The organism is Kribbella sp. CWNU-51 (genome assembly GCF_054073265.1).
Map to the genome: position 1 here is coordinate 714223 of NZ_JBSXMZ010000007.1, position 22120 is coordinate 736342.

General features: G+C 68.7%; 21 protein-coding genes. 7 read left to right on the forward strand and 14 right to left on the reverse strand.

The genetic code is table 11. The features are described 5' to 3' along the window. Window positions 1-10: 10 nt before the first annotated feature. Both ACXC9Q_RS11840 and ACXC9Q_RS11845 read right to left on the reverse strand, forming a co-directional pair. Window positions 11-577, reverse strand: coding sequence for a hypothetical protein (locus ACXC9Q_RS11840; protein ID WP_457056520.1), 567 nt, complete (start codon window positions 575-577; stop codon window positions 11-13). 263 nt (window positions 578-840) lie between these two features. Continuing rightward, on the reverse strand, window positions 841-1215 hold the full coding sequence (locus ACXC9Q_RS11845; protein ID WP_457056521.1) for an alpha-isopropylmalate synthase regulatory domain-containing protein: 375 nt from the start codon (window positions 1213-1215) through the stop codon (window positions 841-843). A 175-nt stretch (window positions 1216-1390) separates the two neighbouring features. On the opposite strand from ACXC9Q_RS11845, the gene ACXC9Q_RS11850 reads away from it, so the two are divergent. Further along, window positions 1391-2176 carry an alpha/beta fold hydrolase gene (locus ACXC9Q_RS11850; protein ID WP_457056522.1) on the forward strand — a complete coding sequence of 262 codons (786 nt, stop codon included), beginning with the start codon at window positions 1391-1393 and terminating at the stop codon, window positions 2174-2176. 86 nt (window positions 2177-2262) lie between these two features. On the opposite strand, the gene ACXC9Q_RS11855 is transcribed toward ACXC9Q_RS11850, so the two are convergent. Then, window positions 2263-3306 carry a hypothetical protein gene (locus tag ACXC9Q_RS11855; RefSeq protein ID WP_457056523.1) on the reverse strand — a complete coding sequence of 348 codons (1044 nt, stop codon included), beginning with the start codon at window positions 3304-3306 and terminating at the stop codon, window positions 2263-2265. Between the two features lie 176 nt (window positions 3307-3482). On the opposite strand from ACXC9Q_RS11855, the gene ACXC9Q_RS11860 reads away from it, so the two are divergent. Both ACXC9Q_RS11860 and ACXC9Q_RS11865 read left to right on the forward strand, forming a co-directional pair. Beyond that, window positions 3483-4514 carry an alpha/beta fold hydrolase gene (locus tag ACXC9Q_RS11860; protein ID WP_457056524.1) on the forward strand — a complete coding sequence of 344 codons (1032 nt, stop codon included), beginning with the start codon at window positions 3483-3485 and terminating at the stop codon, window positions 4512-4514. Between the two features lie 49 nt (window positions 4515-4563). Continuing rightward, the gene (locus tag ACXC9Q_RS11865; RefSeq protein ID WP_457056525.1) at window positions 4564-5364 is read left to right on the forward strand and encodes a methyltransferase family protein; all 801 of its coding nucleotides are present in this window, start codon (window positions 4564-4566) and stop codon (window positions 5362-5364) included. On the opposite strand, the gene ACXC9Q_RS11870 is transcribed toward ACXC9Q_RS11865, so the two are convergent. Both ACXC9Q_RS11870 and ACXC9Q_RS11875 read right to left on the reverse strand, forming a co-directional pair. After that, window positions 5361-6182: an EamA family transporter gene (locus tag ACXC9Q_RS11870; RefSeq protein WP_457056770.1), complete on the reverse strand. Its 822-nt coding sequence runs from the start codon at window positions 6180-6182 to the stop codon at window positions 5361-5363. The two genes, ACXC9Q_RS11865 and ACXC9Q_RS11870, sit on opposite strands and share 4 nt — an antisense overlap. Window positions 6183-6299: 117 nt before the next feature. Beyond that, the gene (locus ACXC9Q_RS11875) at window positions 6300-7208 is read right to left on the reverse strand and encodes an RNA polymerase subunit sigma-70 (protein ID WP_457056526.1); all 909 of its coding nucleotides are present in this window, start codon (window positions 7206-7208) and stop codon (window positions 6300-6302) included. A 141-nt stretch (window positions 7209-7349) separates the two neighbouring features. Between ACXC9Q_RS11875 and ACXC9Q_RS11880 the strand changes: the two genes are divergently transcribed. After that, window positions 7350-8096: a DUF899 family protein gene (locus ACXC9Q_RS11880; protein WP_457056527.1), complete on the forward strand. Its 747-nt coding sequence runs from the start codon at window positions 7350-7352 to the stop codon at window positions 8094-8096. 35 nt (window positions 8097-8131) lie between these two features. Here the strand turns inward: ACXC9Q_RS11880 and ACXC9Q_RS11885 are convergent, their stop codons facing one another. The 5 genes from ACXC9Q_RS11885 to pdhA form a co-directional block, all read right to left on the reverse strand. Beyond that, a complete protein-coding gene (locus ACXC9Q_RS11885; protein ID WP_457056528.1) occupies window positions 8132-9097 on the reverse strand; it encodes an NAD-dependent epimerase/dehydratase family protein in 966 nt (321 codons plus the stop codon). Beyond that, window positions 9094-9531 (reverse strand): MerR family transcriptional regulator, encoded by a 438-nt coding sequence (locus ACXC9Q_RS11890; protein ID WP_457056529.1) that lies wholly within the window; start codon window positions 9529-9531, stop codon window positions 9094-9096. Before ACXC9Q_RS11890 ends, ACXC9Q_RS11885 begins: the two co-directional genes overlap by 4 nt. A gap of 91 nt (window positions 9532-9622) precedes the next feature. After that, entirely contained in the window at window positions 9623-11050 is a 1428-nt protein-coding gene (locus ACXC9Q_RS11895; RefSeq protein ID WP_457056530.1) for a dihydrolipoamide acetyltransferase family protein, read from the reverse strand. Next, window positions 11050-12027, reverse strand: a complete 978-nt coding sequence (locus ACXC9Q_RS11900; protein ID WP_329482888.1) for an alpha-ketoacid dehydrogenase subunit beta — start codon at window positions 12025-12027, stop codon at window positions 11050-11052. Before ACXC9Q_RS11900 ends, ACXC9Q_RS11895 begins: the two co-directional genes overlap by 1 nt. 3 nt (window positions 12028-12030) lie before the next feature. Next, window positions 12031-13194, reverse strand: a complete 1164-nt coding sequence (gene pdhA, locus ACXC9Q_RS11905) for a pyruvate dehydrogenase (acetyl-transferring) E1 component subunit alpha (protein ID WP_457056531.1) — start codon at window positions 13192-13194, stop codon at window positions 12031-12033. A gap of 517 nt (window positions 13195-13711) precedes the next feature. On the opposite strand from pdhA, the gene ACXC9Q_RS11910 reads away from it, so the two are divergent. Both ACXC9Q_RS11910 and ACXC9Q_RS11915 read left to right on the forward strand, forming a co-directional pair. Then, window positions 13712-14656 carry an EamA family transporter gene (locus tag ACXC9Q_RS11910; RefSeq protein WP_457056532.1) on the forward strand — a complete coding sequence of 315 codons (945 nt, stop codon included), beginning with the start codon at window positions 13712-13714 and terminating at the stop codon, window positions 14654-14656. A 493-nt stretch (window positions 14657-15149) separates the two neighbouring features. Then, window positions 15150-15740 (forward strand): hypothetical protein, encoded by a 591-nt coding sequence (locus tag ACXC9Q_RS11915; protein ID WP_328524625.1) that lies wholly within the window; start codon window positions 15150-15152, stop codon window positions 15738-15740. A 177-nt stretch (window positions 15741-15917) separates the two neighbouring features. Here ACXC9Q_RS11915 and ACXC9Q_RS11920 read toward each other — a convergent pair whose 3' ends face one another. Beyond that, window positions 15918-16640, reverse strand: coding sequence for an SDR family NAD(P)-dependent oxidoreductase (locus ACXC9Q_RS11920; RefSeq protein WP_457056533.1), 723 nt, complete (start codon window positions 16638-16640; stop codon window positions 15918-15920). After that, window positions 16637-17716, reverse strand: a complete 1080-nt coding sequence (gene hisC / locus ACXC9Q_RS11925; RefSeq protein WP_457056534.1) for a histidinol-phosphate transaminase — start codon at window positions 17714-17716, stop codon at window positions 16637-16639. The genes ACXC9Q_RS11920 and hisC overlap by 4 nt, the downstream gene beginning before the upstream one ends. Before the next feature lie 242 nt (window positions 17717-17958). On the opposite strand from hisC, the gene ACXC9Q_RS11930 reads away from it, so the two are divergent. Then, window positions 17959-18831, forward strand: a complete 873-nt coding sequence (locus ACXC9Q_RS11930; protein WP_457056535.1) for a dimethylarginine dimethylaminohydrolase family protein — start codon at window positions 17959-17961, stop codon at window positions 18829-18831. 1015 nt (window positions 18832-19846) lie between these two features. Here the strand turns inward: ACXC9Q_RS11930 and ACXC9Q_RS11935 are convergent. Then, window positions 19847-20464, reverse strand: coding sequence for a PEGA domain-containing protein (locus tag ACXC9Q_RS11935; RefSeq protein WP_457056536.1), 618 nt, complete (start codon window positions 20462-20464; stop codon window positions 19847-19849). A gap of 13 nt (window positions 20465-20477) precedes the next feature. After that, window positions 20478-22082 (reverse strand): phage tail tip lysozyme, encoded by a 1605-nt coding sequence (locus ACXC9Q_RS11940; RefSeq protein WP_457056537.1) that lies wholly within the window; start codon window positions 22080-22082, stop codon window positions 20478-20480. Between the last annotated feature and the right edge of the window lie 38 nt (window positions 22083-22120).

Genomic DNA, 22120 nt, shown 5'->3' on the forward strand with positions numbered 1-22120 from the left:
CGTGCCACGGCTACTTACGGAGCATTGTCCAGAGTGTCGGGCCGTCTTCTGGGAGTGAGATCTCCTGGATCACGGCGAAGCCGAATCGCTGGTAGAGCGGCACGTTCCTCAGATTGCTGCTCTCCGTATAGGCAGGCCCGTCGATGCTTGCCAGGCGGCGCTCCAGCAACGCCGACCCGACGCCTCTTCCCGGCGTCGAGGCGCCGAGCGCCGCGAGATACCAGAACTGTCCGGCGGGCCTCGCTCGCGTGAAGGCGCGCTCCAGCAGAACGCCGCGGCGGAAACCCGAGCCCATCCCAAGAAGCAACCTCGACAACCCCATCAGCCCTTGTCGAAGTGACACGCTGTGGCCCGGTGGATCCCACAAGGCAGCCCCCACTGGTTGACCGTCGTCCAACGCGATGTCGGCGCAACCGGGAGCGGCATGCAGGTGAGCGGCAAAGGCTCGAAACATCTGAACGTCGCCACCTGCCTTCGGCATGAGCCAGCGGACCACGGGATCGGCGACGAACGCAGTGGCCAAGACCTTGCTGATGGCAGTCCGGTCCTGCGCCGTGGCTCTGCGGACCTCCAGCATGGCTAGGAGTCTATGGGTCGCAGCCTCGCCAAACGAGAGCAGATTCGAACATCCGCATCTGCTGCGATCCGCGCGACGATCAGCCGATGGGCTGCCTCCCGCCGGTCCGCCGCAGAGAGTGATCCATTGCCTGACTACCCGCCTTGCGATGACGTCTGCGGCGCACTTGAGGAACACGTCAGGCGCTACTTCGCGGGCCGAACCATCGACGTGTTCACGCGGCCGGCTGGACCCATCTGCGAACCACGGTCATGGCACTGGACTCAGCCTCGTGCCGGCCGCTTCGCGTTGTACTGGTTGAGGGCCGCGACGAGGGCTAGCCCGGCGGCCTCGACGACGTCCTTGGACGATGCCCGGACCGCGACCCTGCGGCCCGGCAGCTCCACCTCGAGCTCGACCTCTCCGACCGCCTCGCTGCCCGGGCCGACCGAGTAGGCCCGGAACGCGACTACCCGCGCCTCCACGCCTGTCGCCTGCGAGATCGACTGGCACGCGGCGTCGATGAGCCCGGCGCCAGAACCCTCGGCGTGCACCTGTTCCTCAGCCCGGGAGAGCTTCACGTGGGCGTGCGGCCCGTCCTGCGTGCCCCCGGAGTACGTGATGGCGTCGAGCTGCCAGCTGGTGGATGGCTCCGTCATGCGATCCCCCTTGATGTCCAGCAAAGCCAGGGTCGGTACGGTCCTCGAAAGTATGAACCCCGGCGAGACAGAATCGCCACAGCAGGTGGTAGTCGCAGGCTCCTCTCCTGAACTGTGATGGCACGGACGGCCCGGCGTACAGTTTTGACCAGGATCGGGCGACCCGGGGTGCGATGTGGGCGTTGAGTGGCAGCTGTTCGAGTCAGGTCCGGCGGACGCCGAACACACCGTGCTGTTGCTTCCCGGCGGCATGTGCAGCGCGCGCTCGTACCTGGAGTTGACGCAGCAATCCAGTCTGTCCGGGCTGCGGCTGGTGGCGGCGACGCTGCCCGGACACGCGGGCGCGCCGTCCCCGTACGACTACAGCCACGAGGCCTACGGCCGAATGACAGCGTTCCTCGTGGCCGAGACGGGTGCGGATGTCGTCGTCGGGTTCAGCATGGGCGCCAACGTGGCGTTGGAGATGGCGGAGAAGAAGCTCTTCACCGGCCCGACGGTGCTGCTCGGCATCAGCTTGTCGTTGCCGGACGAGTCGGCGTCCTTCATCAACGTCGTCCGACTGTCCAAGGTGCTCGGCGGCTTGCCGCTGGCGCTGATGAAGCAGGCCGTCGGGTCGATGGTGAAGACCATCCCGGTAGCACCGGAGCGGCAGGCCGAGCTTGCCGCGGACTTCCGCAGGACCAGCACGCGGGACATGCGCCTCGGACTTCGCGAATACCTGAAGTGGCTGGAGAGCGGCGAGGACCACGCCGCGATACTGTGCCGCTCAGGCGTACCGACGTGGGTCGTCCACGCGGAGAAGGGCGACGGCGGGCTCACCGACGCCGAGCGGCGCACACTCGAGGCGTGTCCGACGGTCAAGATCGTGACGATTCCGGGCAGCGTGTTCTTCCTGCCGAACGAGGTGCCCGACCAGATCGCTTCTGTCATCAACGATGCCGTCGCCGCGGTCAACGCGTGATTCCAGAACCGGAGACCGACGCCAAGAGCGCCCGGACCTGCTTGATCGTCGGGTTGGGTCCTAGGCGGCGGGCTGCACGGCTCCCGTCAGAGCTCGGCGCGCAGGATCGACGCCGCGCCGGCCATGGCACGCATCTTTCCCTCCGCACTCGCGCGAGGCAGATACTTCATCCCGCAGTCGGTGGCGATGGTGATCCGGTTCGGTGAGGTGTAGGGGAAGGCTCGGCGTACCCGATCGGCGACCAGCTCGGCGGACTCGACCTCGGGGTCGGACAGGTCGATGACGCCGAGGATGATGGTCTTGTCGCTGAGGTCCTTCAGGACGCCGAGATCGAGACCCGACTGTGCGGTCTCGATCGAGATCTGGTCGGCCGAGCAGCCGGCCAGCTCGGGCAGGAACGAGTACCCCTCGGGCCGTTCGTGGATGATCGCGGCGTACCCGAAGCAGATGTGGACGGCGGTACGGCCGGTGACGCCGTCGAGCGCGGCGTTGAGCGCGGCGAGGCCGTACTCGCGGGCCGCCGCCGGCCGTGCCTGCATGTACGGCTCGTCGATCTGGACCAGGTCGGCGCCGGCGGCGTGCAGGTCCTTGATCTCGGCGTTGACCGCGGCGGCGTACGCCAGAGCCGCCGACGCGAGGTCGGGGTAGTGGTCGTTCTGTGCCTGCTGCGACATCGTGAACGGGCCGGGCACGGTCATCTTGACCCTGTGATCGGTGTTCGCCTTCAGGAACTCCACGTCGCGGACGCCGACGGAGTGCGGCCGCACGATCGGGCCGGCGATCCGCGGCACCGGGTTGGGATGCCCGCTGCGATCGAGGGCCGTCCCAGGGTTGTCGATGTCGACGCCCTCGAGGGCGGTGGCGAAGTGGTTGCTGTACGACTCGCGCCGCATCTCACCGTCGGTGATGATGTCGAGTCCCGCCTCTTCCTGGGCGCGGATGGCCAGCAAAGTGGCGTCGTCCTGCGCCTGCTCGAGGTACTCCGCCTTGACCCGCCACAGCTCTTTCGCCCGCACCCGCGGGGGGAAGCGGCCGGCGAGCTTGGCCCGGTCGATCAGCCAGTCCGGCTGGGCGTAGCTGCCCACCAGCGAGGTCGGCAGGATCGGCAGCGGGGTCGATGTCGCAGTCACTCTCGCGACTCTAGACCCGCCGCTGCCCGTTGAGGAGGCCGTCCGCTTCCGTCCCAGATGCTTCGGGCAATTTACTCATTTGGCGCGACCCGCGCAGATGCCGATGAGCTGCGGTAGGGGCGGCGCCGGCGAAGACCCTTGAGCCAACCGCGACCTCACTGCTGTTCACTGGTGTCGTGGTTGCGCAGGACCAGCGCCTCGGGATGGCGCACTTGGCCGACGGCGGGCGGGTCGCCTATGCCCTGACGGGAAGCGGGCCGTTCCTGCTGGTTGCGCCGGGATGGCTCAGTCATCTCGAGCTCGGATGGGCCATCCCCGCCGAGCGCATGTTCCACGACTCGCTGTCGTCGGGCCGCACGTTGGTGCGCTACGACCGCCCTGGTTGTGGTCTCTCCGACGCCTACGACGGCCCTCGCACGATGACGCTGGAGCTTGCCGCGATCGCCGCGGTGACCGAAGCGCTCGGCGTTAGCCGCTGTGACGTCCTGGGCTGGTCGCTTGGGGCGGCGGTGGCCGCGCAGTGGGCCGCCGATCATCCGGAGAGGGTTTCGCGTCTGGTCCTGTACGGCGGTTGGGCGAGCGGTGACGCCATCGGCGACGAGGACAGCAGGCGGCACGTGCTCGGGCTGCTTGCCTCTCATTGGGGTCTGGGATCAGACCTGCTCACCGATCTGTTCGCACCCGAGGCCGATGCCGGCACCCGCCTCGCGCTCGCCCGCTACCAGCGCGCAGCCTCCTCGCCCGAGACGGCGGTCGCCTTGCTGCGTCTCGCGTACACCCTGGACGTGCGTCCGAGCCTCGCACGGGTGCAGGCACCGACGCTGGTGCTGCACCGCAGCGGAGACCGAGCCGCTCCGCTCGACCAGAGCAGGGTGCTCGCCGACGCGATCCCGGGCGCCCAGCTGGTGGAGCTCGCGGGTCGCTCGCACCTTCCTGCCATCGGGGATGTGGAGTCGCTGGTCGAACAGGTACGACGCTTCCTCGGACTGCCACGGCTACGAAGGACCGTTCCCACCGGACTCACCGCCCGCCAGACAGAAGTCGCGGCCCTCGTGGCAGACGGCCTCACGAACCGCCAGTTGGCCGACCGCCTGGGCATCACCGAACGATCCGCCGAGTCGCACCTCGAGCGGATCCGGCTGCGGCTCGGGTTCAGATCTCGTTCCCAGGTCGCAGCCTGGTACGTCGCGCGACACCCGCACAAGTGAGGTAGTTCCACGGCTGCGCCGGGGACGGTCACCCCGCAGCATGAAGACCATGTCCCGACGCCCTGCCCATCTCATCCTCTCGGCCACCGCCTGGTTGGGGTTCGTCGTTGTCACCGTGTGGACGATGGCCTTCCTCGCCGGCGTGGTCGTCCCCCGGACCGTCGACGGGCCCGACCGCACGACCACCGCTCGCGCCGTGGCCATCGACCTGGCGCTCCTGCTGCTCTTCGCCGTCCAGCACTCGGTGATGGCACGGCGTCAGGTGAAGTCATGGCTGAGTCGGCGGATCCCGCCGGCGCTCGAACGCACTTCCTACGTGCTCGCCACCGACATCTGCCTCGCGCTGCTGCTGATGCTCTGGCAACCCTGGGGTGTCCAGATCTGGCACACCGAGGACCCGGTCACGGTCATCGCCTGGACACTCTTCGCCGCCGGTTGGGCGCTGGCGATCACCGCAACGTTCGCGATCGATCACCTCGAACTCATGGGGCTGCGGCAGGCCGGATGGGTGGCCGCCCGAGACCCCGGCCTCACCTCTGACCTCTACGTCGGCGGTCTCTACGCCGTCGTGCGGCACCCGTTGATGACGGGGGTGGTGCTGGCCTTCTGGGCGACACCACGGATGGGCGCATCGCATCTTCTCTTCGCCCTCGCCGCGACCGGCTACATCGCCGTCGGGATCAGGTTCGAGGAGCGCGACCTCCGCAACACGTTCGGAGCGTCGTACGACGACTACGCCGCCCGCGTCCCCGCCCTCCTGCCAGGATTCCCCATCCGGCGAGGCTCGATGCACAGACCAGACCCTTCGCGTCGTGCGACGCGTCGGCGAACCGCTGCCACTGAAGATTAGGCCGTGGTGATGAGGATGATGCCGGCGACGACTACCGCTGCGGCGATCGCGCGCCTGGGGCCGAAGCGTTCGCCGAAGAAGATGGCGCCGATGATCGCGCCGAAGATGATGCTGGTTTCGCGGAGGGCCGCGATGGCGGCCAGGGTGCCCCGGGTCTGCGCCCACAGGACCAGCCCGTAGGCGGCCATCGACACGACGCCGCCGGTGAGGCCGGACAGGATCGCGCCGCGGGGGAGGTTGAAGACGCGAGGGCCGCGCCACCAGATCACGACCAGGGGGACCGCGAAGCCCTGGAGCATGAAGACCCAGCCCATGTACGTCGCGACCGGCATCTTGTGGACCGCCACCCCGTCCACGACCGTGTATGCCGCGATCATCAGCCCGGTGCCGAACGCGGCCAGCAGCGCCGGCGCCTGTCGCCGACCGGGCCGCCCGATGAACACCAGCGCGATGAGCCCCGCCGAGACCAGCAGCACGCCCGCCAGCTCGAGCACGGCCAGCGCCTGATGCAGTACGACGATCGACACCACCGCCACCACCCAGGGCGACGTCCCGCGGGCCAACGGATACATCTGACTGAACTGACCGAGCTGGTACGACGCCAGCAGCCCACCCAGATACGCCACATGCAGCAACGCCGACGCGATGATGTATCCCCAGGTGCCCGCCGGCGGCAGGCCCATCACGAGCACCGCGACCAGCCCGATGACCCCGGCCGCCACCTCGAACAACGCCAGCCCAGCCACCCGATCCGGTGCCCCATGCGCCATCGCGTTCCACGTGGCGTGCAGCACCGCCGCCCCCAGCACCACGATCATCACCAGCACCGCTACACCCTCTCACCGGTCCAGCATCCGCCGAGGTGATTTTTCACCGAGTGGACCCCGCACACGCGATCCCGTCGCGCCGATCCGCCGGCCTCGCCGAGTGCCGGATCAGATGCTCGCGGGCATGCCGAACGCAGCAACGTGGTGGGACCCGACGAAGGCGTTGCTCGTCACGATCTTGCCGTTCTCGACGGTGAGAACGTCGACGACCAATGCGTCGTACCGGTCGCTGCCGGGGCGTCGGAGATAGCAGATCAGGGCAGGCCGGCCGTTGGCAGCGGACGGGAACGTGCGCCAGTCCAGCGGCCTCGCCAGGAACTCGGCCGCCGCCTCGCTTCCGAAGACTGGTGGATCCGGCGGCATGGTGATGCGCACGTCTTCGGCCAGCAACTCCCGGAAGCTCGCGGGATCGGTAGCTGCGGCATAACGACGCAGGATTTCCTCGTCCTCGCTGGTCAGCGCCGGCCTGCGCCAGTGCCGGGAGTCACCGGGCGCATAGTGCCGGAGCGTCTTGCGGGCCCGCTGGATCAAGCTGTTCACCGCGGGCACCGCGAGTCCGAGGGCGTCGGCGATCTCGGCCGCTGTCCAACCGGAGACGTCGCGCAGCACGAACGCCGCCCGTTGCCGTGGCGGCAGATACATCAGCGCGGCGATCAGCGCGAGTTCGACGGTCTCCCGTGCTACCAGATCTGATGGCGGGTCCTCCCCCAGCAGCGCGTCGGGGTACGGGCCGATCTCGGTGCTCCATTCCATCGGGTCACCGACCGGTATGGTCCGCCGCGCCGCAGCCTTGCGGTGATCAAGGTAGACATTGGTGGCGATCCGGTAGAGCCACGCCCGGATCGACGCCCTCCCCGCGTACTGCGTCCGGGAGCGCCAGCCGCGCAGGAAGGTCTCCTGGACCAGGTCGTCGGCGTCGGCGACATTCCCGGCGAGTCGGTAGCAGTGCGCATGCAACGGGCGCCGGTGCTCCTCGAACGCGTCCTGGAACCACGCGTCGTCCGCCGCACTCGTCATGCGCTCAGGTCCTCCCGGATCCTGCTGATCGTGCCCGCTCGTACGCCCTACCCCGGCGCCCTCGCCGAGAAAGTGCGATGACGACCCGACCGGCCGCTCGTCGATATTCATAACACCACCCAGACCGACGAGGAGACCCCCATGACCGAAGCGACCGCATCGCCGCAGATCGTCGACCGTGAGACCTGGAGTCGTGAACGCCAGGCCCTCCTGGTCCGGGAGAAGGCCCACACCCGGGCGGGCGACGCGATCGCGGCGGCCCGGCGCCGGCTACCGATGACCGAGGTCGACGCCGCGGCCACACTGGTCGGGCCGGACGGACCTGTCGCGTTCCTGGACGTCTTCGACGGGCGCGACCAACTCGTCGCGTACAAGCACATGTGGCACACCGGGGCAGGGATCGAAGGCCAGTGCGAGGGGTGCACCGCAAGCATCTTCGACGTGCACGACGCCAGCTACCTGAACCACCGCGGAGTGTCCTTCGCGGTCTTCTGCGAGGGGCCGTGGGAGGAAATCGCGCCGTTCCGCGAATTCATGGGCTACACGGTGCCGTGGTACTCGATGCTCGAGGTCGAAGATCGCGGCGTCGGGACCGGGCTCATCGACGAGCCGGGCTACATCGCCTGCTACCTGCGCATCGGCGACCGGGTGTTCCTCACCAACGAGACGGTCGGTCGCGGCGTCGAAGCCACCATGGTGCAGGCCCACCTGCTCGATCTGACGGTCTACGGCCGCCAGGAGGCCTGGGAGGACTCGCCGGCGGGCTGGCCGCAGGATCGGACCCACACCTGGTGGAAGAAAGACGGCCGCCCCGTCCCGCAATGGACCAGGCCGGGCGCCGCACCACAGGACGAATCCGCAGCTTCGGCTGGACATTGCTGCGGATGAGGTGCCGGCACATCGGCCCCGACCAACGGGGGTGCTTACAGCAGCCCGAGCTCCCGCAGACTCTCGGCAGTTTCGACGATGGTGGTCTCGGCCGGGCGCGGGTGCCATCCGAGCTCCGTGACTGCCCGCTCGTTGTGGATGATCGGCCGGGGCGGGTCCTCGCCCGGCGCCTCCTGCGTCGGTGCGAGCGCGGCGAGCGGTCCGAGTCGGCGGCGGAGGATGTCGGCGATCTCGAGGAAGCTGAGTGTGGGCCCGTCGGCGACTGCCAGGTAGCGCTTGCCGGCGGCCGTGGGCTCGGCCATGGCGCGGAGGTGGAGATCGGCGACGTCGCGGACGTCGACGATGCCGAAGCGCTGCCGGGGCGCGACGGACATCGTGCCGTCGAGCATCATCTTGATCAGCTGCGTCGACGAGCGCAGCTCGGTCGTGAGCGTGGGCCCGAAGATGCCAGTCGGGTTGAGCACGACGAGCTCGGTGCCGCCACCCTCGCCGTTCATCAGGTCCCACGCGGCCCGCTCGGCGATCGCCTTCGAGCGCGGGTACGGCGCCAGGCCCGGCGTATCGGGATCTGTCCAGTCGTCCTCGGTGTACTCGGCCCCCGGCTTGCGGGAGTACCCGACCGCGGCGAAGGACGAGGTCAGTACGACGCGCCGCGCACTCGCGTCCCGAGCGGCACGCAGCACGCGGAGCGCTCCGTCGCGGGCGGGGACGATCAGCTCGTCGGGATCGTCGGGCTGGGCGATCGGGATCGGCGATGCCACGTGGTGGACCTCGTCGCACCCGGCTACCGCGGCCGGCCAACCGTCGTCGGTCATGAGGTCGGCCGCGACGATCTCCAGGCCGGCGTCGTCCGCACCGCCGCGTCGCACGGCCGCGCGCAGTTCGGGTCCGCGAGCCGTGGAGCGGATCGTCGTACGGACCGAACGTCCGGACTTCAACAGGGCCGCGATCAGCTGGGTCCCGAGGTAGCCCGAGCCGCCAGTGACCAGGACCGGGGTCATCGGAGTGCCGCCAGGTCGCCGACGACGTCCATCACCCGGTGGATCGCGTGAGCCTCCGCGGTGGAGTCGGCGCGGTCGCGGGCGTCCCACAGGGCCGCCTTCTCGCGCAGGTATTCCAGCCGGACCTGTTGGGCGACGATCTCGGCCTCGATCCGCTCGGCGTGACGGAGCAGCAGATCACGCTGTTCGGCCGCGGCCTCGCGCCCGCGGGCACGGTTGGCCAGGTAGGTGCGCATGTCCTCGATGCCGACGCCGGCCGCGCGCAGGCAGGCCAACGCCTCGAGTACGTCGAGATCCTCGGTGCGGTACCGCCGATGTCCGCTGCGCTGGTCGCGGCCGATCGGGCCGACCAGCCCGGCCTCCTCGTAGTACCGCAGCGTCGGCTCGCTCAGCCCGCTCCGCCGCGACACCTCCTGGATGGTGAAAGCTGTCATGCGGTCCACCGTCACACACCTCAAGTGCTTGAGGTCAAACAGAAAGGCCCGGGGTGATGACCCCGGGCCTTTCGTGGCGTACGTCGTACCCCTAGAACATCAGCGCTCGCGCCGGGTCCTCGAGGATGCTTGCGACATCGGCGAGGAAGATCGAGCCCTTCTCGCCGTCGATCAGGCGGTGGTCGAAGGACAGGGCGAGGGTGGTGATCCAGCGCGGGACGATTTCGTCGTCCACCACCCACGGCTGCTTGCGGACCGCGCCGAAGGCGAGGATCGCGGCCTCGCCCGGGTTGATGATCGGGGTGCCGGCGTCGACGCCGAAGACGCCGACGTTGGTGATCGTGAACGAGCCGCCGGCCTGGTCGGCCGGTTGGGTTTTGCCCTCGCGGGCGGTGGCGACCAGGTCGTTCAGCGCCGCGCAGAGCTCGGGCAGGGTGAGGGCGTCCGCGTTCTTGATGTTCGGGACGATCAGTCCGCGCGGGGTGGCCGCGGCGATGCCGAGGTTGACCGCGCCCTTGTAGACGATCTCCTGCGCCTGCTCGTCCCACGCCGCGTTGATGATCGGCGTACGGCGAGCCGCCAGCGTGACCGCCTTCGCGACGATCAGCAACGGCGACACCTTGAGCTCCCGGAACGCCTTGTCGGCCTTGAGCCGGTCGACGAGCTCCATCGTGGCGCTGACGTCGACGGTGATCCACTCGGTGACGTGCGGCGCCGTGAACGCGCTGGCAACCATCGCCTGCGCCATCACCTTCTGCACGCCCTTGACCGGTACGCGGGTGTCTTCGCGCCCACTCACCACAGGAGCAGGCTCGTAGGCCGGCGCGACCGGAGCCGCCTCGACCGGAGCCGTGACATGCCCCTCGACGTCCTGCCGGGTGATGATCCCACCCGGCCCGGTCGCCGTCACGGTCGCCAGATCGACGCCGAGATCCTTGGCCAGCTTCCGCACCGGCGGCTTGGCCAGCACATGCACGCCGTTGCCTCCGGCAACTTCAATCGGCACGCCGGCAGGCGCTGACACAGCCGGCGCAGACGCGGCGGCTATGGGAGCCGGCGCGGCGGCCGCCGGGGCGGCGGTGGTAGCCGGGGCAGCACCGCCCGCAGCCGGAGCCGGCGCCGAGCCGGCGGAGGCTGCGGGCGCCTTGCGAGCCCGCCGCTTGGCTTCGGTTGTCTTCGGCCCGTAGCCGACGAGAACCGCGGTCCGGCCGCCGGTCTTGTCCTCTTCGGGGATCGACGGGACGAGGTCCTCGACAGCAGCCGCCACCTCGTCCGCGGACTCGGTTTCCACGGCGATGATCGGCGTACCGACGGGGACTGTTTCGCCCTCCGGGACCAGGAGTTCGGTGATGGTGCCGGCGAAGGGGACGGGGAGTTCTACCAGGGACTTGGCGGTCTCGATCTCGACCACCGTGTCGTTGAGTTTGACCGTGTCGCCAGGCTTGACCTTCCAGCTGACGATCTCGGCCTCGACCAGGCCCTCACCCACATCGGGGAGGCGGAAATGCTGGATGCCCATCAGTACCCCATCACCCGGTCGACCCCGTCGAGCACCCGGTCCAGGTCGGGGAGGTAGTCCTCTTCCGTCCGCGACGCCGGGTAGGGCAGGTCGTACCCGGTGACGCGCAGGACCGGCGCCTCCAGGTGGTAGAAGCACTCCTCGGTGACCCGCGCCGCGATCTCCGCACCCGGGCCGAGCGTGAACGGCGCCTCGTGCACCACGACCGCCCGCCGGGTCTTCTTGACCGAGGCGAAGATCGTCGCCAGGTCCAGCGGCGAGATCGTCCGCAGGTCGACGACCTCGAGCTGCCGGCCGTCCTCGACCGCGGCCTCGGCGGCCTGCACGCAGGTCTTCACCATCGGGCCGTAACAGAACAGTGTCGCGTCGGTGCCCTCGCGGACCACCTTCGCCTGGTGCAGCGGCAACGCCGGCGGGACGGACTCGTCCAGCTCCGCCTTCTCGTGGTACCGCCGCTTCGGCTCGAAGAAGACCACCGGGTCGTCCGAGGCGATCGCCTGCTGGATCATCCAGTACGCGTCGACCGGGTCGCCGCAGGCGACGACCTTCAGACCGGGGACGTGCGCGAACAGCGTCTCCGGCGACTCCGAGTGGTGCTCGACCGCGCCGATGCCGCCGCCGAACGGGATCCGGATCACCACCGGCATCTTGATCCGGCCGGCCGACCGGTAGTGCATCTTCGCGACCTGGTTGATGATCTGGTCGTACGCCGGGAACACGAAGCCGTCGAACTGGATCTCGCAGACCGGCCGGTACCCGCGCAGCGCGAGGCCGACCGCGGTCCCGATGATGCCGGACTCGGCCAGCGGGGTGTCGATCACCCGGTCCTCGCCGAAGTCCTTCTGCAGACCTTCGGTCACTCGGAAGACCCCGCCGAGCTTGCCGATGTCCTCACCCATCACGACGACCTTGGGGTCGGCCTCCATCGCGGCCCGCAGGCCGGCGTTGATGCCCTTGCCGAGACTGATCTTCGTCATCGCTCAGCCCTCGCCTTCGAACGACGCGGCGTACGCGGCGAACTGTTGCTTCTGCTCGACCAGCTGGGCCGTCTGCTCGACGTACACCTGGTCGAAGAAGTCGGTCAGCACCGGGTCCGGCATCGAGAGGCAGCCGGCCCGCAGTTCGGCGGCGATCTTGTCGGCCTCGGCCTCGACCTCGTCGAAGAAGTCGTGCTCGACCCCGGCGGTGCGGGCCAGGTAGGCGTGCACCCGCTCGATCGGGTCCTTCAGCTTCCAGTGCTCGAGGTCCTCGTTGAGCCGGTACTTCGTCGGGTCGTCGGAGGTGGTGTGGGCGCCCATCCGATAGGTGTAGGCCTCGATCAGCGTCGGACCGCTGCCCTCCCGCGCCCGCTTCAGCGCCTGCTGGGTGACGGCGTAGGTCGCGAGTACGTCGTTACCGTCGACACGAACGCCGGGGAAACCGAAGCCGGCCGCGCGCTGGTACAGCGGGATCCGGGTCTGCCGGTCGATCGGCTCGGAGATGGCCCACTGGTTGTTCTGGCAGAAGAACACGACCGGTGCGTTGAAGACCGAGGCCCAGATGAAGGCCTCGTTCACGTCGCCCTGGCTGCTGGCGCCGTCGCCGAAGTACGCGATCGTGGCCTCGCCGTTCTCGGCGTCGCCGATCGCGTGGTCGCGCTGCTGACCCATTGCGTACCCGGTCGCGTGCAGCGTCTGGGCGCCGATCACGATCGTGTAGAGATGGAAGTTGTTGTCCTTCGGGTCCCAGCCGCCCTGATCGACGCCGCGGAACAGGCCGAGCAGCCGCAGCGGGTCGACGCCCTGGCACCAGGCGACACCGTGCTCACGGTAGGTCGGGAAGACCATGTCCTTGGCGTTCAGGGCGCGGCCGGAGCCGATCTGCGCGGCCTCTTGGCCGAGCAGCGACGCCCACAGGCCGAGCTCACCCTGGCGTTGCAGGGCGGTCGCCTCGGTGTCGATCCGGCGGACCAGGGTCATGTCCCGGTAGAAACCCTTGATGGCGTCGTCGTCCAGCTCGAATGCGTAGTCCGGGTGCTCGACGCGCTCACCTTCGGGCGTCAGCAGTTGGACGAACTCGACCTCTTCGGAGGCCTGGGGTGGACTGACCGGCGCCTCGACGGGCGCGAACACTTCCGGGGTGATCCCCGGCACCGACTCACTCACATGCACTCCTCGGGTTCGAGCGCGGGATCGCCGCGACCGCAACGTTGCACGGGCCGGCCCGTTGCGCCGGATGAGGCTTCGCAGGCAGGACCGCGTGGGATCCAGGGTTGATGCACTGTTGGGCAGTGGACCTCCTCACTGGTCTCACTCCCATCTTGCCGGACACCGTACCCAGCGGGTGCCTGATCCGCTAACTGTCTGGACGCGAGCGGGTACGGCGGTACGGAAACGGGTCCTGGAGTGAGACACCAGTCCATCCACTGGTCCCATCACCGCGCTCATATTACAGAGATCGGCCGACCTCGACAGCATGTGTCACAAATCTGTCACGACCGGTCGCGGCGATCCGCATCCAGCTCTCCTCACCCTCGGGGTCGTAGCGGCACCTTGCCCGGCACTGATGGCCTGGCGGGAAACAGCGGATTGCTGGCCGGATACCGGCTTGCGCGGCGGATCGCGCACGCCTAGCGTAATGATCATTAACGCATGACACCCCTGACACGCTGAGGAGACCCGGATGGCCGCGTCCGCTCCGGCCGCACTGCCCGAGACCGGCGCCCGGCCGGCGTCGGGGGCGATGATCTGGACGGCGCTCGCGGTGGTGTACGTCGTCTGGGGTTCGACCTACCTGGCCATCCGGGTGGTCGTGGACGCGAAGATCCCGCCGATGCTCGGGATGGCTACCCGGTTCCTCACCGCGGCGGTGCTGCTGGCTGCGGCGCTGAGCCTGAAGTCGGGCTGGCGGCGGCTGCGGATCACCCGGCGCGAGGCGCTCGGCGCGGCCACGGTCGGCCTCCTGCTGCTTGCCTTCGGCAACGGTGCGGTCGCGATCGCGGAGCAGACCGTTCCGTCCGGCCTGGCCGCGTTGCTGGTGGCCGCGGTTCCCCTCTGGCTGATCCTGCTGCGGGTCGGAGGTGGCGAGCGACCCCGCGCGCTGACGTGGGTCGGCGTACTGATCGGCTTCGGCGGTGCCGCCCTGCTCTCGCTGTCCGGTGGCAACACGAGCGCGAAGCCGCTGTCGGTCGCGATCCTGGTGGTCGGCACGATCAGCTGGGCAATCGGTTCCCGGTTCGCGCCGCGACTCGGGCTGCCGCGCGACCCGCTGGTGACCGCGCTGTACGAGATGGTCTTCGGCGGTACGGCGATGCTGCTGATCGGCGTACTGCGGGGTGAGCCCGGGCGGCTGCACCTCGGGCGGATCGACGGATCCGGGTGGTTCGCGCTCGGTTACCTGGTCGTGTTCGGCTCGCTGCTCGCGTACTCGGCGTACTCATATCTCTTGGCGAACGCGCCGATCTCGCTGATCGGGACGTACGCGTACGTGAACCCGGCGGTCGCCGTACTCCTCGGGTGGCTGATCCTCGACGAGCACATCACCTGGCAGATCCTGGTCGGCGGTGCGGTGATCATCATCGGCGTCGCGCTGGTCGTCACGGCCGAACGCCGGCGCAGCACTACCTGACCGGCCCTCGGCGGAATGGAAAGACCCGGGCCCACGAGGGACCCGGGTCTCCCACCGCTGCCGATGCGCGCGGCAGCGGGCCTTGGTTTGCCGACCGGCGCCCTGCCCCGAAAAAACACGGCGCGAAACTCCGGCAATGGTTGCAACGACATTCCGATTCATCGTGGTATTGCCTATTCGGCGACCACCGAGCCCACCGAGAACAATCTTCCGATTCACCGGGTTTCATCCGTCACCCGCGCTGACTCAACGACCTACCGCGGCATCCGTTACGGGCCGTTCCATCTCAACTTCCGCTCGCTCCGGCGACCACCTGATCACCGGGAAGTTGCCTGGTCAGCACGGATTTGGCTGCGCTGTCAGTGAACTCATCACCGGCCGGCTATGAGTGCCGGGACCGCCCGAATATCTGACAAAAAAGTTTGTAACCGGCGTAGCCAGGTGTCGTTAGCACTAAGACGAATCCGTCAAACCCGAAAGGAAACCTGGCATAATGCAGGTAACTCGCAAGATCGCCGCTGCCGCGGCTGTGGCGACCGTCGCCACGCTGGGCCTGGCCACCGTTGTGAGCGCGAACGTTCTCGACGACACGCAGAAGAAGGCTCAGGACACTGGCCTGGCCGACGCCGCGTCGCTGGCCAGCAAGGCCTACGGCAACCACGGCTGGTACGGCGTCAAGCGCGATGGCGGGCTGCTCGCCATCGACGACAACAACGTCGGCCCGTTCCAGGCCTGCCACCTGTTCGGTTCCGGCACCGGCATCGGCGGCAACGTGCCGGCGAGCGATGTCGTCGGCGTCGTCGGCTTCTGGAACAACGGCAACTCGGTCACCGCTGTCAAGACCTGCGAGCAGGGCAACACGCAGGCCAACCACAAGTGGTACAAGATGGGCGACAACGGTCTGCTGTCGGTCAGCCGCAACAACGTCGGCCCGTGGCAGGCCTGCCACAACGAGCTGTCCGCGACCGGCATCGGCGGGAACGTGCCGCTGACCAACCTGTCGGGCGTCCTGGGCCTGGGCAACAACGGCAACTCCGTTGACACGCTGAAGACCTGCGAGCAGGACTCCGAGCAGAACAACTGACCCTCCCTGGTCAGTGATGCAGGACCCGAAAGAGCCACCTCGGTGGGGTGACTGATTCGGTAGCACCATCCGCGGCGCCGGGAGAAAGCCTCACTCCTCCCGGCGCCGCATCACACCCGGCCCTTTGTCCCAGCAAGGGCCGGGTTTTTCTTTGTCTGCTGGACTACCAGGCACTACCTAGAGGTCTCTGAGGTCGACGCAGGCGCCGTTGGGGAGGTCGCGCTTCAGTAGGGACCAGATGCCGGCGGCTGCGGCGGCTGGTGTGCTGAGGGCGCCGGTGCGCTTGAGGTCGTTGAAGCGCTGGACGGCGGGGAACGCCCGCTCGTCGGTCGAGCGGATCTCGGTCTGCATGGCGGTGTCGACGACGCCCGGCGCGACCGCGATCACCCGGCAACCGCCCGCCTGTTCCATCCCCACCGTGCGGACCCATTGCTCGATCGCCGCTTTCCCCGCGGAGTACGACGACCATCCGGCGTACGGCGTCCTGGCGGCACCCGAGGACAGCATGATCAGGTGCCGTTCACACGTCAGGTGCGCCGCGGCGCGGAGGAACGCGCTGCCGAGGATCTGTGGCGCCGCCGAGTTGAGCAGGACCGCGCGCCGGTACGCGTGGCGGTCGACCGCGTCCGCGGGACCGATCGGCGTGATCGTGCCCGCGTTGTGGATGAACACGACGCGATCACCCTCATACGCCTTGAGCTCCTCCTCGAAGTGGAGCTCGACCCGGGACCAGCCGGCCGGGTCGGAGAGGTCCACCTCGACGTGTTCCGCCGTACCGCCACCGCTGCGGGACAGGTCGATCACGCGGGCGTCGCGGAAGGGCACGGCCGCGGCCAGTGCGGCGCCGATCCCGGCCGATGCTCCCGAGATCCAGATTTGCGACGGAGGCTTGGCTGTCACTGGCGCCAGGCGCGGGCGACGGAGAGGAAGAGGTCATTCGCCTCGGGCTCGCCGATGGTGACGCGCGCGCCGTCACCCGGGAACGGGCGGATCGACACCCCTTCAGCATGCACCGCCTCGGCGAACGCGGCGGTGTCGTCGCCGAGTGCCAGCCACACGAAGTTCGTCTGCGTCTCCGGCACATCCCAGCCGGCCGCGCGCAGCTCGTCGACGACCCGGCTCCGCTCGACCACCAATGCGTCGACGCGCTCGAGCAGCTCGTCCTCCACCGCCAGCGACGCGATCGCGGCCGCCTGGGCGACGTGGCTGACCCCGAAGGGAAGCGCACACTTGCGGATCGCCGCGATCACCGTCGGGTGGCCGATCGCGTACCCGACACGGAAGCCAGCCAGGCCGTACGCCTTCGAGAACGTCCGCAGGACAACGACGTTCGGCCGGTCGCGGTACACCTCCACGCCGTCGGCCACGTCGGTCTCGCGGACGAACTCGCGGTACGCCTCGTCGAGCACGACCAGGACGTTCGACGGTACGGCGTCCAGGAACGCGAGCAGTTCGTCACGCCGGACCACGGGGCCGGTCGGGTTGTTCGGCGTACAGACGAGGACGACCTTCGTCCGATCGGTGATCGCCGCTTCCATCGCCTTGAAGTCGTGCCGGGCGTCGTCGGTCAGCGGCACCTGCACCGAGGTCGCGCCGGTCAGCTGGACGGCGATCGGGTACGCCTCGAACGAGCGCCAGGCGTAGATCACCTCGTCGCCGTCAGTGACCGTCGCCTGCAGCAGGTGGTATAGCAGCGCGACCGACCCGGTGCCGACGGCGAGATCGCTCACCGGTACGCCGAACCGGTCCGACAGCGCCTCGAGCAGATCGACGGCGCCCATGTCCGGGTACCGGTTCATCTGTCCCGCGGCCTCGGTCGCGGCGGCCAGGACGCCGGGGAGCGGCGGGTACGGGTTCTCGTTGCTGGACAACTTGTACGTCGGCCGGCCGTCGGTGCGCGCGGGCGGACGACCGGGCTTGTAAGCCGCCACATCGTCCAGACAGGCGCGGAAGCGAACCTCACTGTCAGGGGTCATGCCCGCAGGTTAGTCCTTACCCCACGCCGCGACCACCCTGCTTACATCACACCCACGGCGCTTCTCAGCACACCCACAGCGCTCCTCTGCGCACTTCCACAGCACTCCTCCGCGCACGTCCGCGGTCACATCCGTGGCGCCCCGACGAACCGTGTTGCGCGGACGGAATCTTGGCTGCACACTGACTGATTGTCGGACAATCAGGGGATCTGGCAATAGATCTCAACGGTCAGGAGGGTGTCATGGGTCAGCCGCTGGAGTGGGGTCGCCGGTATCTGATGGTCCGTCCGGACCACTTCCGGATCGATTACGTGATCAACCCGTACATGTCCACCCAGGACCAGCCGGATCCGGCGCTGGCGCTGAAGCAGTGGGACTCCCTGCGCCAGGCGATCGTCGACGCCGGCGGTGCGGTCGAGGTTCTCGCGCAGCGCGCCGACTCACCGGACATGGTGTACGCGATGAACCTCGGCCTGGCGACCGCGGACGGCCGCGCGATGCTCTCGCACATGCGCTTCGAGCCGCGCCGGAAGGAGTCGCTGACCGCGGCCGAGTGGTTCACCGGGCACGGCTTCGCGCTGGGACGGACCGGGAGCGACGGGGTCGGGCCGCACTTCGAGTCCGGGGACGCGTTCGTGTTCGGCGACAGCCTGGTCGTCGGGTACGGGCCGCGGACCGAGGCCGACGCGCTCAAGCACTTCGCGACCGAGTGGAACATCCGGGTCCGCGGGCTGCGGATCGCGCACGAGGGGATGTACCACCTGGACCTGCCGTTCTGCCCGGTGGACAGCACCCACGCGATGATCTACCCGCCGGCCTTCGACACGGCCGGCCAGGCGGAGCTGTTCGGCCTCGTCCCCGACCCGATCGTCCTCACCGACGACGAAGCCTTCGCCTTCTCCGCCAACTCGATCGTGGTCAACGAGACGATCATCATGCCGGCCTGCTCCCCCCGCCTGCACGACATCCTCACTGCGCTGGGTCTGCGGGTGCTCGTCCTCGACCTCTCGGAGTTCCACAAGGGCGGCGGCTCCATCCGTTGCCTCACCAACCCCCTGGACTTCCCCCTCCACCCCATCACCACCCCCGGCGGCGACCTGATCCTCCCAGCCTGACCGCGCAAGCTTCAGCTCGCCCCCTGTTCAGGACCAGCGACCTGGGACAAGATGCCAGGCCCTCGGACGACAAGATGCCACTCTCATCGGCCACGTCGGTCGCTGCCTGAAGGCCCTGGGACAAGGTGTCGGGACCAGGGACAGGGCGTCGGGACCAGGGACAGGGCGTCGGGACCAGGGACAGGGCGTCGGGACCTGGGGCAGGTCATGAGTTGTCCGAGGCCCCGACATGGTGTCCGCGCCCCCGCCCGCCAAACGGCACCCCGGACAGTGGAGCCGATATCCGAATGCGTGCCGGGTTGTCTGCTGGTGTCCGAGGAGAGAACCCCCCGAGCCGAGGCGTTGTCCGGGCTGTTGTGTGTCGTCTCGGTGGCTGCCCGACCTTGGCGGTGTCGACACCACGGTTGCGGGAACCGGTGCGGGTGCGGACCTGAGACACTCACCAACCCCACCGTCAACTCACCCAGGGCCCGGATCGGAGCGTGACCGGGGCAGGACCGCGTTGCTTGGTGAGTGCGCCAGCACCGCGGACTCGAGCCCGGATCCCGACCCAACCGGTGTCGGCCACAACAGAGATCGACTCTGTGCACCAGATCCGTACCCGGAGGGCCGGCGGAGTACGGATCTGGTGCACAAAGTGACCGACCGAGCCGGCCAGGCGGGGTAGCCAGGCAGCCAGGCGGGGCAGCCGGGCGGGCTGTCAGGCAGCCGGGCGGGGCAGCCGGGCGGGCTGTCAGGCAGCCGGGTGGGGCTGGCGGGTGGGGCTGGTAGGGCGATGAGCGATGTCATCGAACGGTTCTGGGCGAAGCTGGGGCTGTCGGGCGGCCTGGCGGCGACCAGCGATCGGGGCTGGCGCTGTGGTGTCGGCGGGGATGGGGTTGGTCGCCAGGGCGCCCACGGAAGCGACAGGACAGCTGCTATTTCTTGTTGCCGCCCTCCAGGGGTGTCCGAGCCCACCAGAGCCGACCGTCCGAGTCACCGCCGGCCGCGGCGTGGGCTGCGACGAAGGCGGGGGTTAGCTGGTCGTGGTGTAGATGATGTCGAGGGTTGCGGGGTCCCAGCCGTTGCCCTGGATCCATTGCAGGGCCTTGGTCTTGCCGTCGGGGGTGTACGTCGAGATCACGATCGAGATCGCCTCGGGGTTCTTCGGGTCCGACTTGGAGGCCCCGTAGTTCGCCTCGAACCCAGGCCCGAGGTACGGCAGCGACGCGATGATCGGATACTTCTCCCGCAACCGCTCGTTGATCTCGTCGAAGCGCCGCCCGGCCTCCTCCTCGGCCTTCGAGGTCTCCGCGGGATGCTTCTCCGCCCACTCGCGCCCTTCGGCGCTGTTGGCGTACAGGTACATCTTCACGTCGATCGGGTCGCCGCCGCGCGCGGTCACCGTCTGGCTGTAGGTCTGGAACCCCTTCCGCTCCCCCGTCAACGTGTGCTCGCCGGCCTTCAGCTTGATGTCGCCGGTGCTCGCGACCTGGTGCCCGTCCACGCTCAGAGTGAGGTCGTTGGGCACCGCGTCCACGGACAGCTTCGACTCCGGATCGCCGCGAAAGAGCAGATAGCCGCCAATCACCACGAGAGCGATCACGACAGCGGTCACGCCGATCAGGAACGTCCGCCGATTCTCTTCCAGCATGATGCGCTACTCCCTACTTCTTCTTCAGCCGCGCGACGGCGTACGTCGTGCCGACCTCGTACGCGTTGCTCGCCTCCGGCACGTGGCCCGGTCCTGGATTCGGGCCGTCCAGCGACGCGGAGGCCGCGTTGTGGCCGTTGGCCCAGGGTCCGACGAACAGGTAGGTGTGCCCCGGCCCGATCAGGATGTCGCCCGGTTGCAGCTTCGAGACGTCCCAGTCGTCGTGCACCTCGTACTTCCCGGACGTGCGCAGGTAGTTCTCCTGGGTCGGCGTGTACACGTCGGGGTAGTCGGGGTCGGCGCCGCTCATGTGCATCACGGTCGCGACGAACCGGCCGCAGTCGGTCCAGGCCACGTCGCCGGCACTCTTGGCCGACTTGTTGTACTGGAAGAAGTTCTTCTTGTACATGTCGGTCGCGTGCTCCGCGTAGGGCTGCGTGGTGTGTCCCGGGGTCGGCCAGGCCAGGCTCATCGCGACCGCGGCGATGTTGCCGCTGCCGGCGCCGCAACCGCCGGCCCCGGTCGGCGCGCCCGCTCCGAAGGTGGACAGGACCTGCTTGGCGGCAGTCTTGCGCTCGGTGTAGCGGGAGTTGCTCAGGTCGTCGGAGCCGGCGAACCGCTCGTAGTACCGGCCGAAGGCGACCGCGGCGTCCTCGACGGTCTTGGCCGCCTTCACCTGGTCGCCGGCGTTCTTCTCCGGGGTCGGCGTCTCGCCGTTGAGCTGCTTACGGAGGAAGTCCAGCTGGTACTGCAGCGAGACGATGGTGGCGTCGTCGATCCCGGCGGCGCGGGAGGGTTTGATCATCTTGCCGGCGGGCGTCCACTGGACGATGCCCCAGCCGGCCGAGCTCTCGACCGCGTCGGACGGGTTGGTGACCTTGCCGGACGGCGTGCCCTGCAGCCGACCGGGCTCGACGCTGGACTCGTGGATCATGTTGCCGACGATCCCGGCGGCCTGCTCCTTCGAGTACCCGCTGGAGGCGAAGTAGTTGAACGCCTTCTGGGCGTTGTTGTTGCCGGTCAGGTCGCCGCCGGCACAGCAGCCCGCGCTGCCGGTGTCCTCGCTGCTGCCGGCATCGCCGAAGGAGTCTTTGTCGGGCTTCATGTTGACGAGGTTGCCGTCGTCCTTCTTGTCGACCCACAACTCGAAGTGCAGGTGGTCGCCGGTCAGGCCGGGCGGGTCCTCGTCGCCGGAGCCGGAGGTGGCGATCTGGTCGCCGCGCTTGACCTTGTCCTTGACCTTGACCTTGATCTCTTTGAGGTACTTGTACCGAGTCTCGACACCCTCGTCGTGCCTGATCCGGATCTCGTGGTTCGCGATCGAGGTGATCTCGCCGTCCGCGACGGCGTACACCTTGCTGCCCTCGTCGGCGTCGAAGTCGATACCGGAGTGGCTGTAGCCGTCGGGGTCGGGGGCCTGCCAGTCCTGGTCGACGTTGTGCTCGTCGGTCGGCCAGGCGAACGCCTTGCCTTCGGTCTCCGTGGTGGTGCCGCAGTCCGACGCGGCAGCGTCCATCCCGGCCAGGCCGCCGACGATCAGGGCGATCACGATGATCAGCGGCAGGAACAGCACCAGCATGACACCGCCGACGATCGGCAGGGCTTTGCTGTCACCCACGGTGTGCTCCTCGCTCGCTGGGTGGCTCTCCGTGCCGG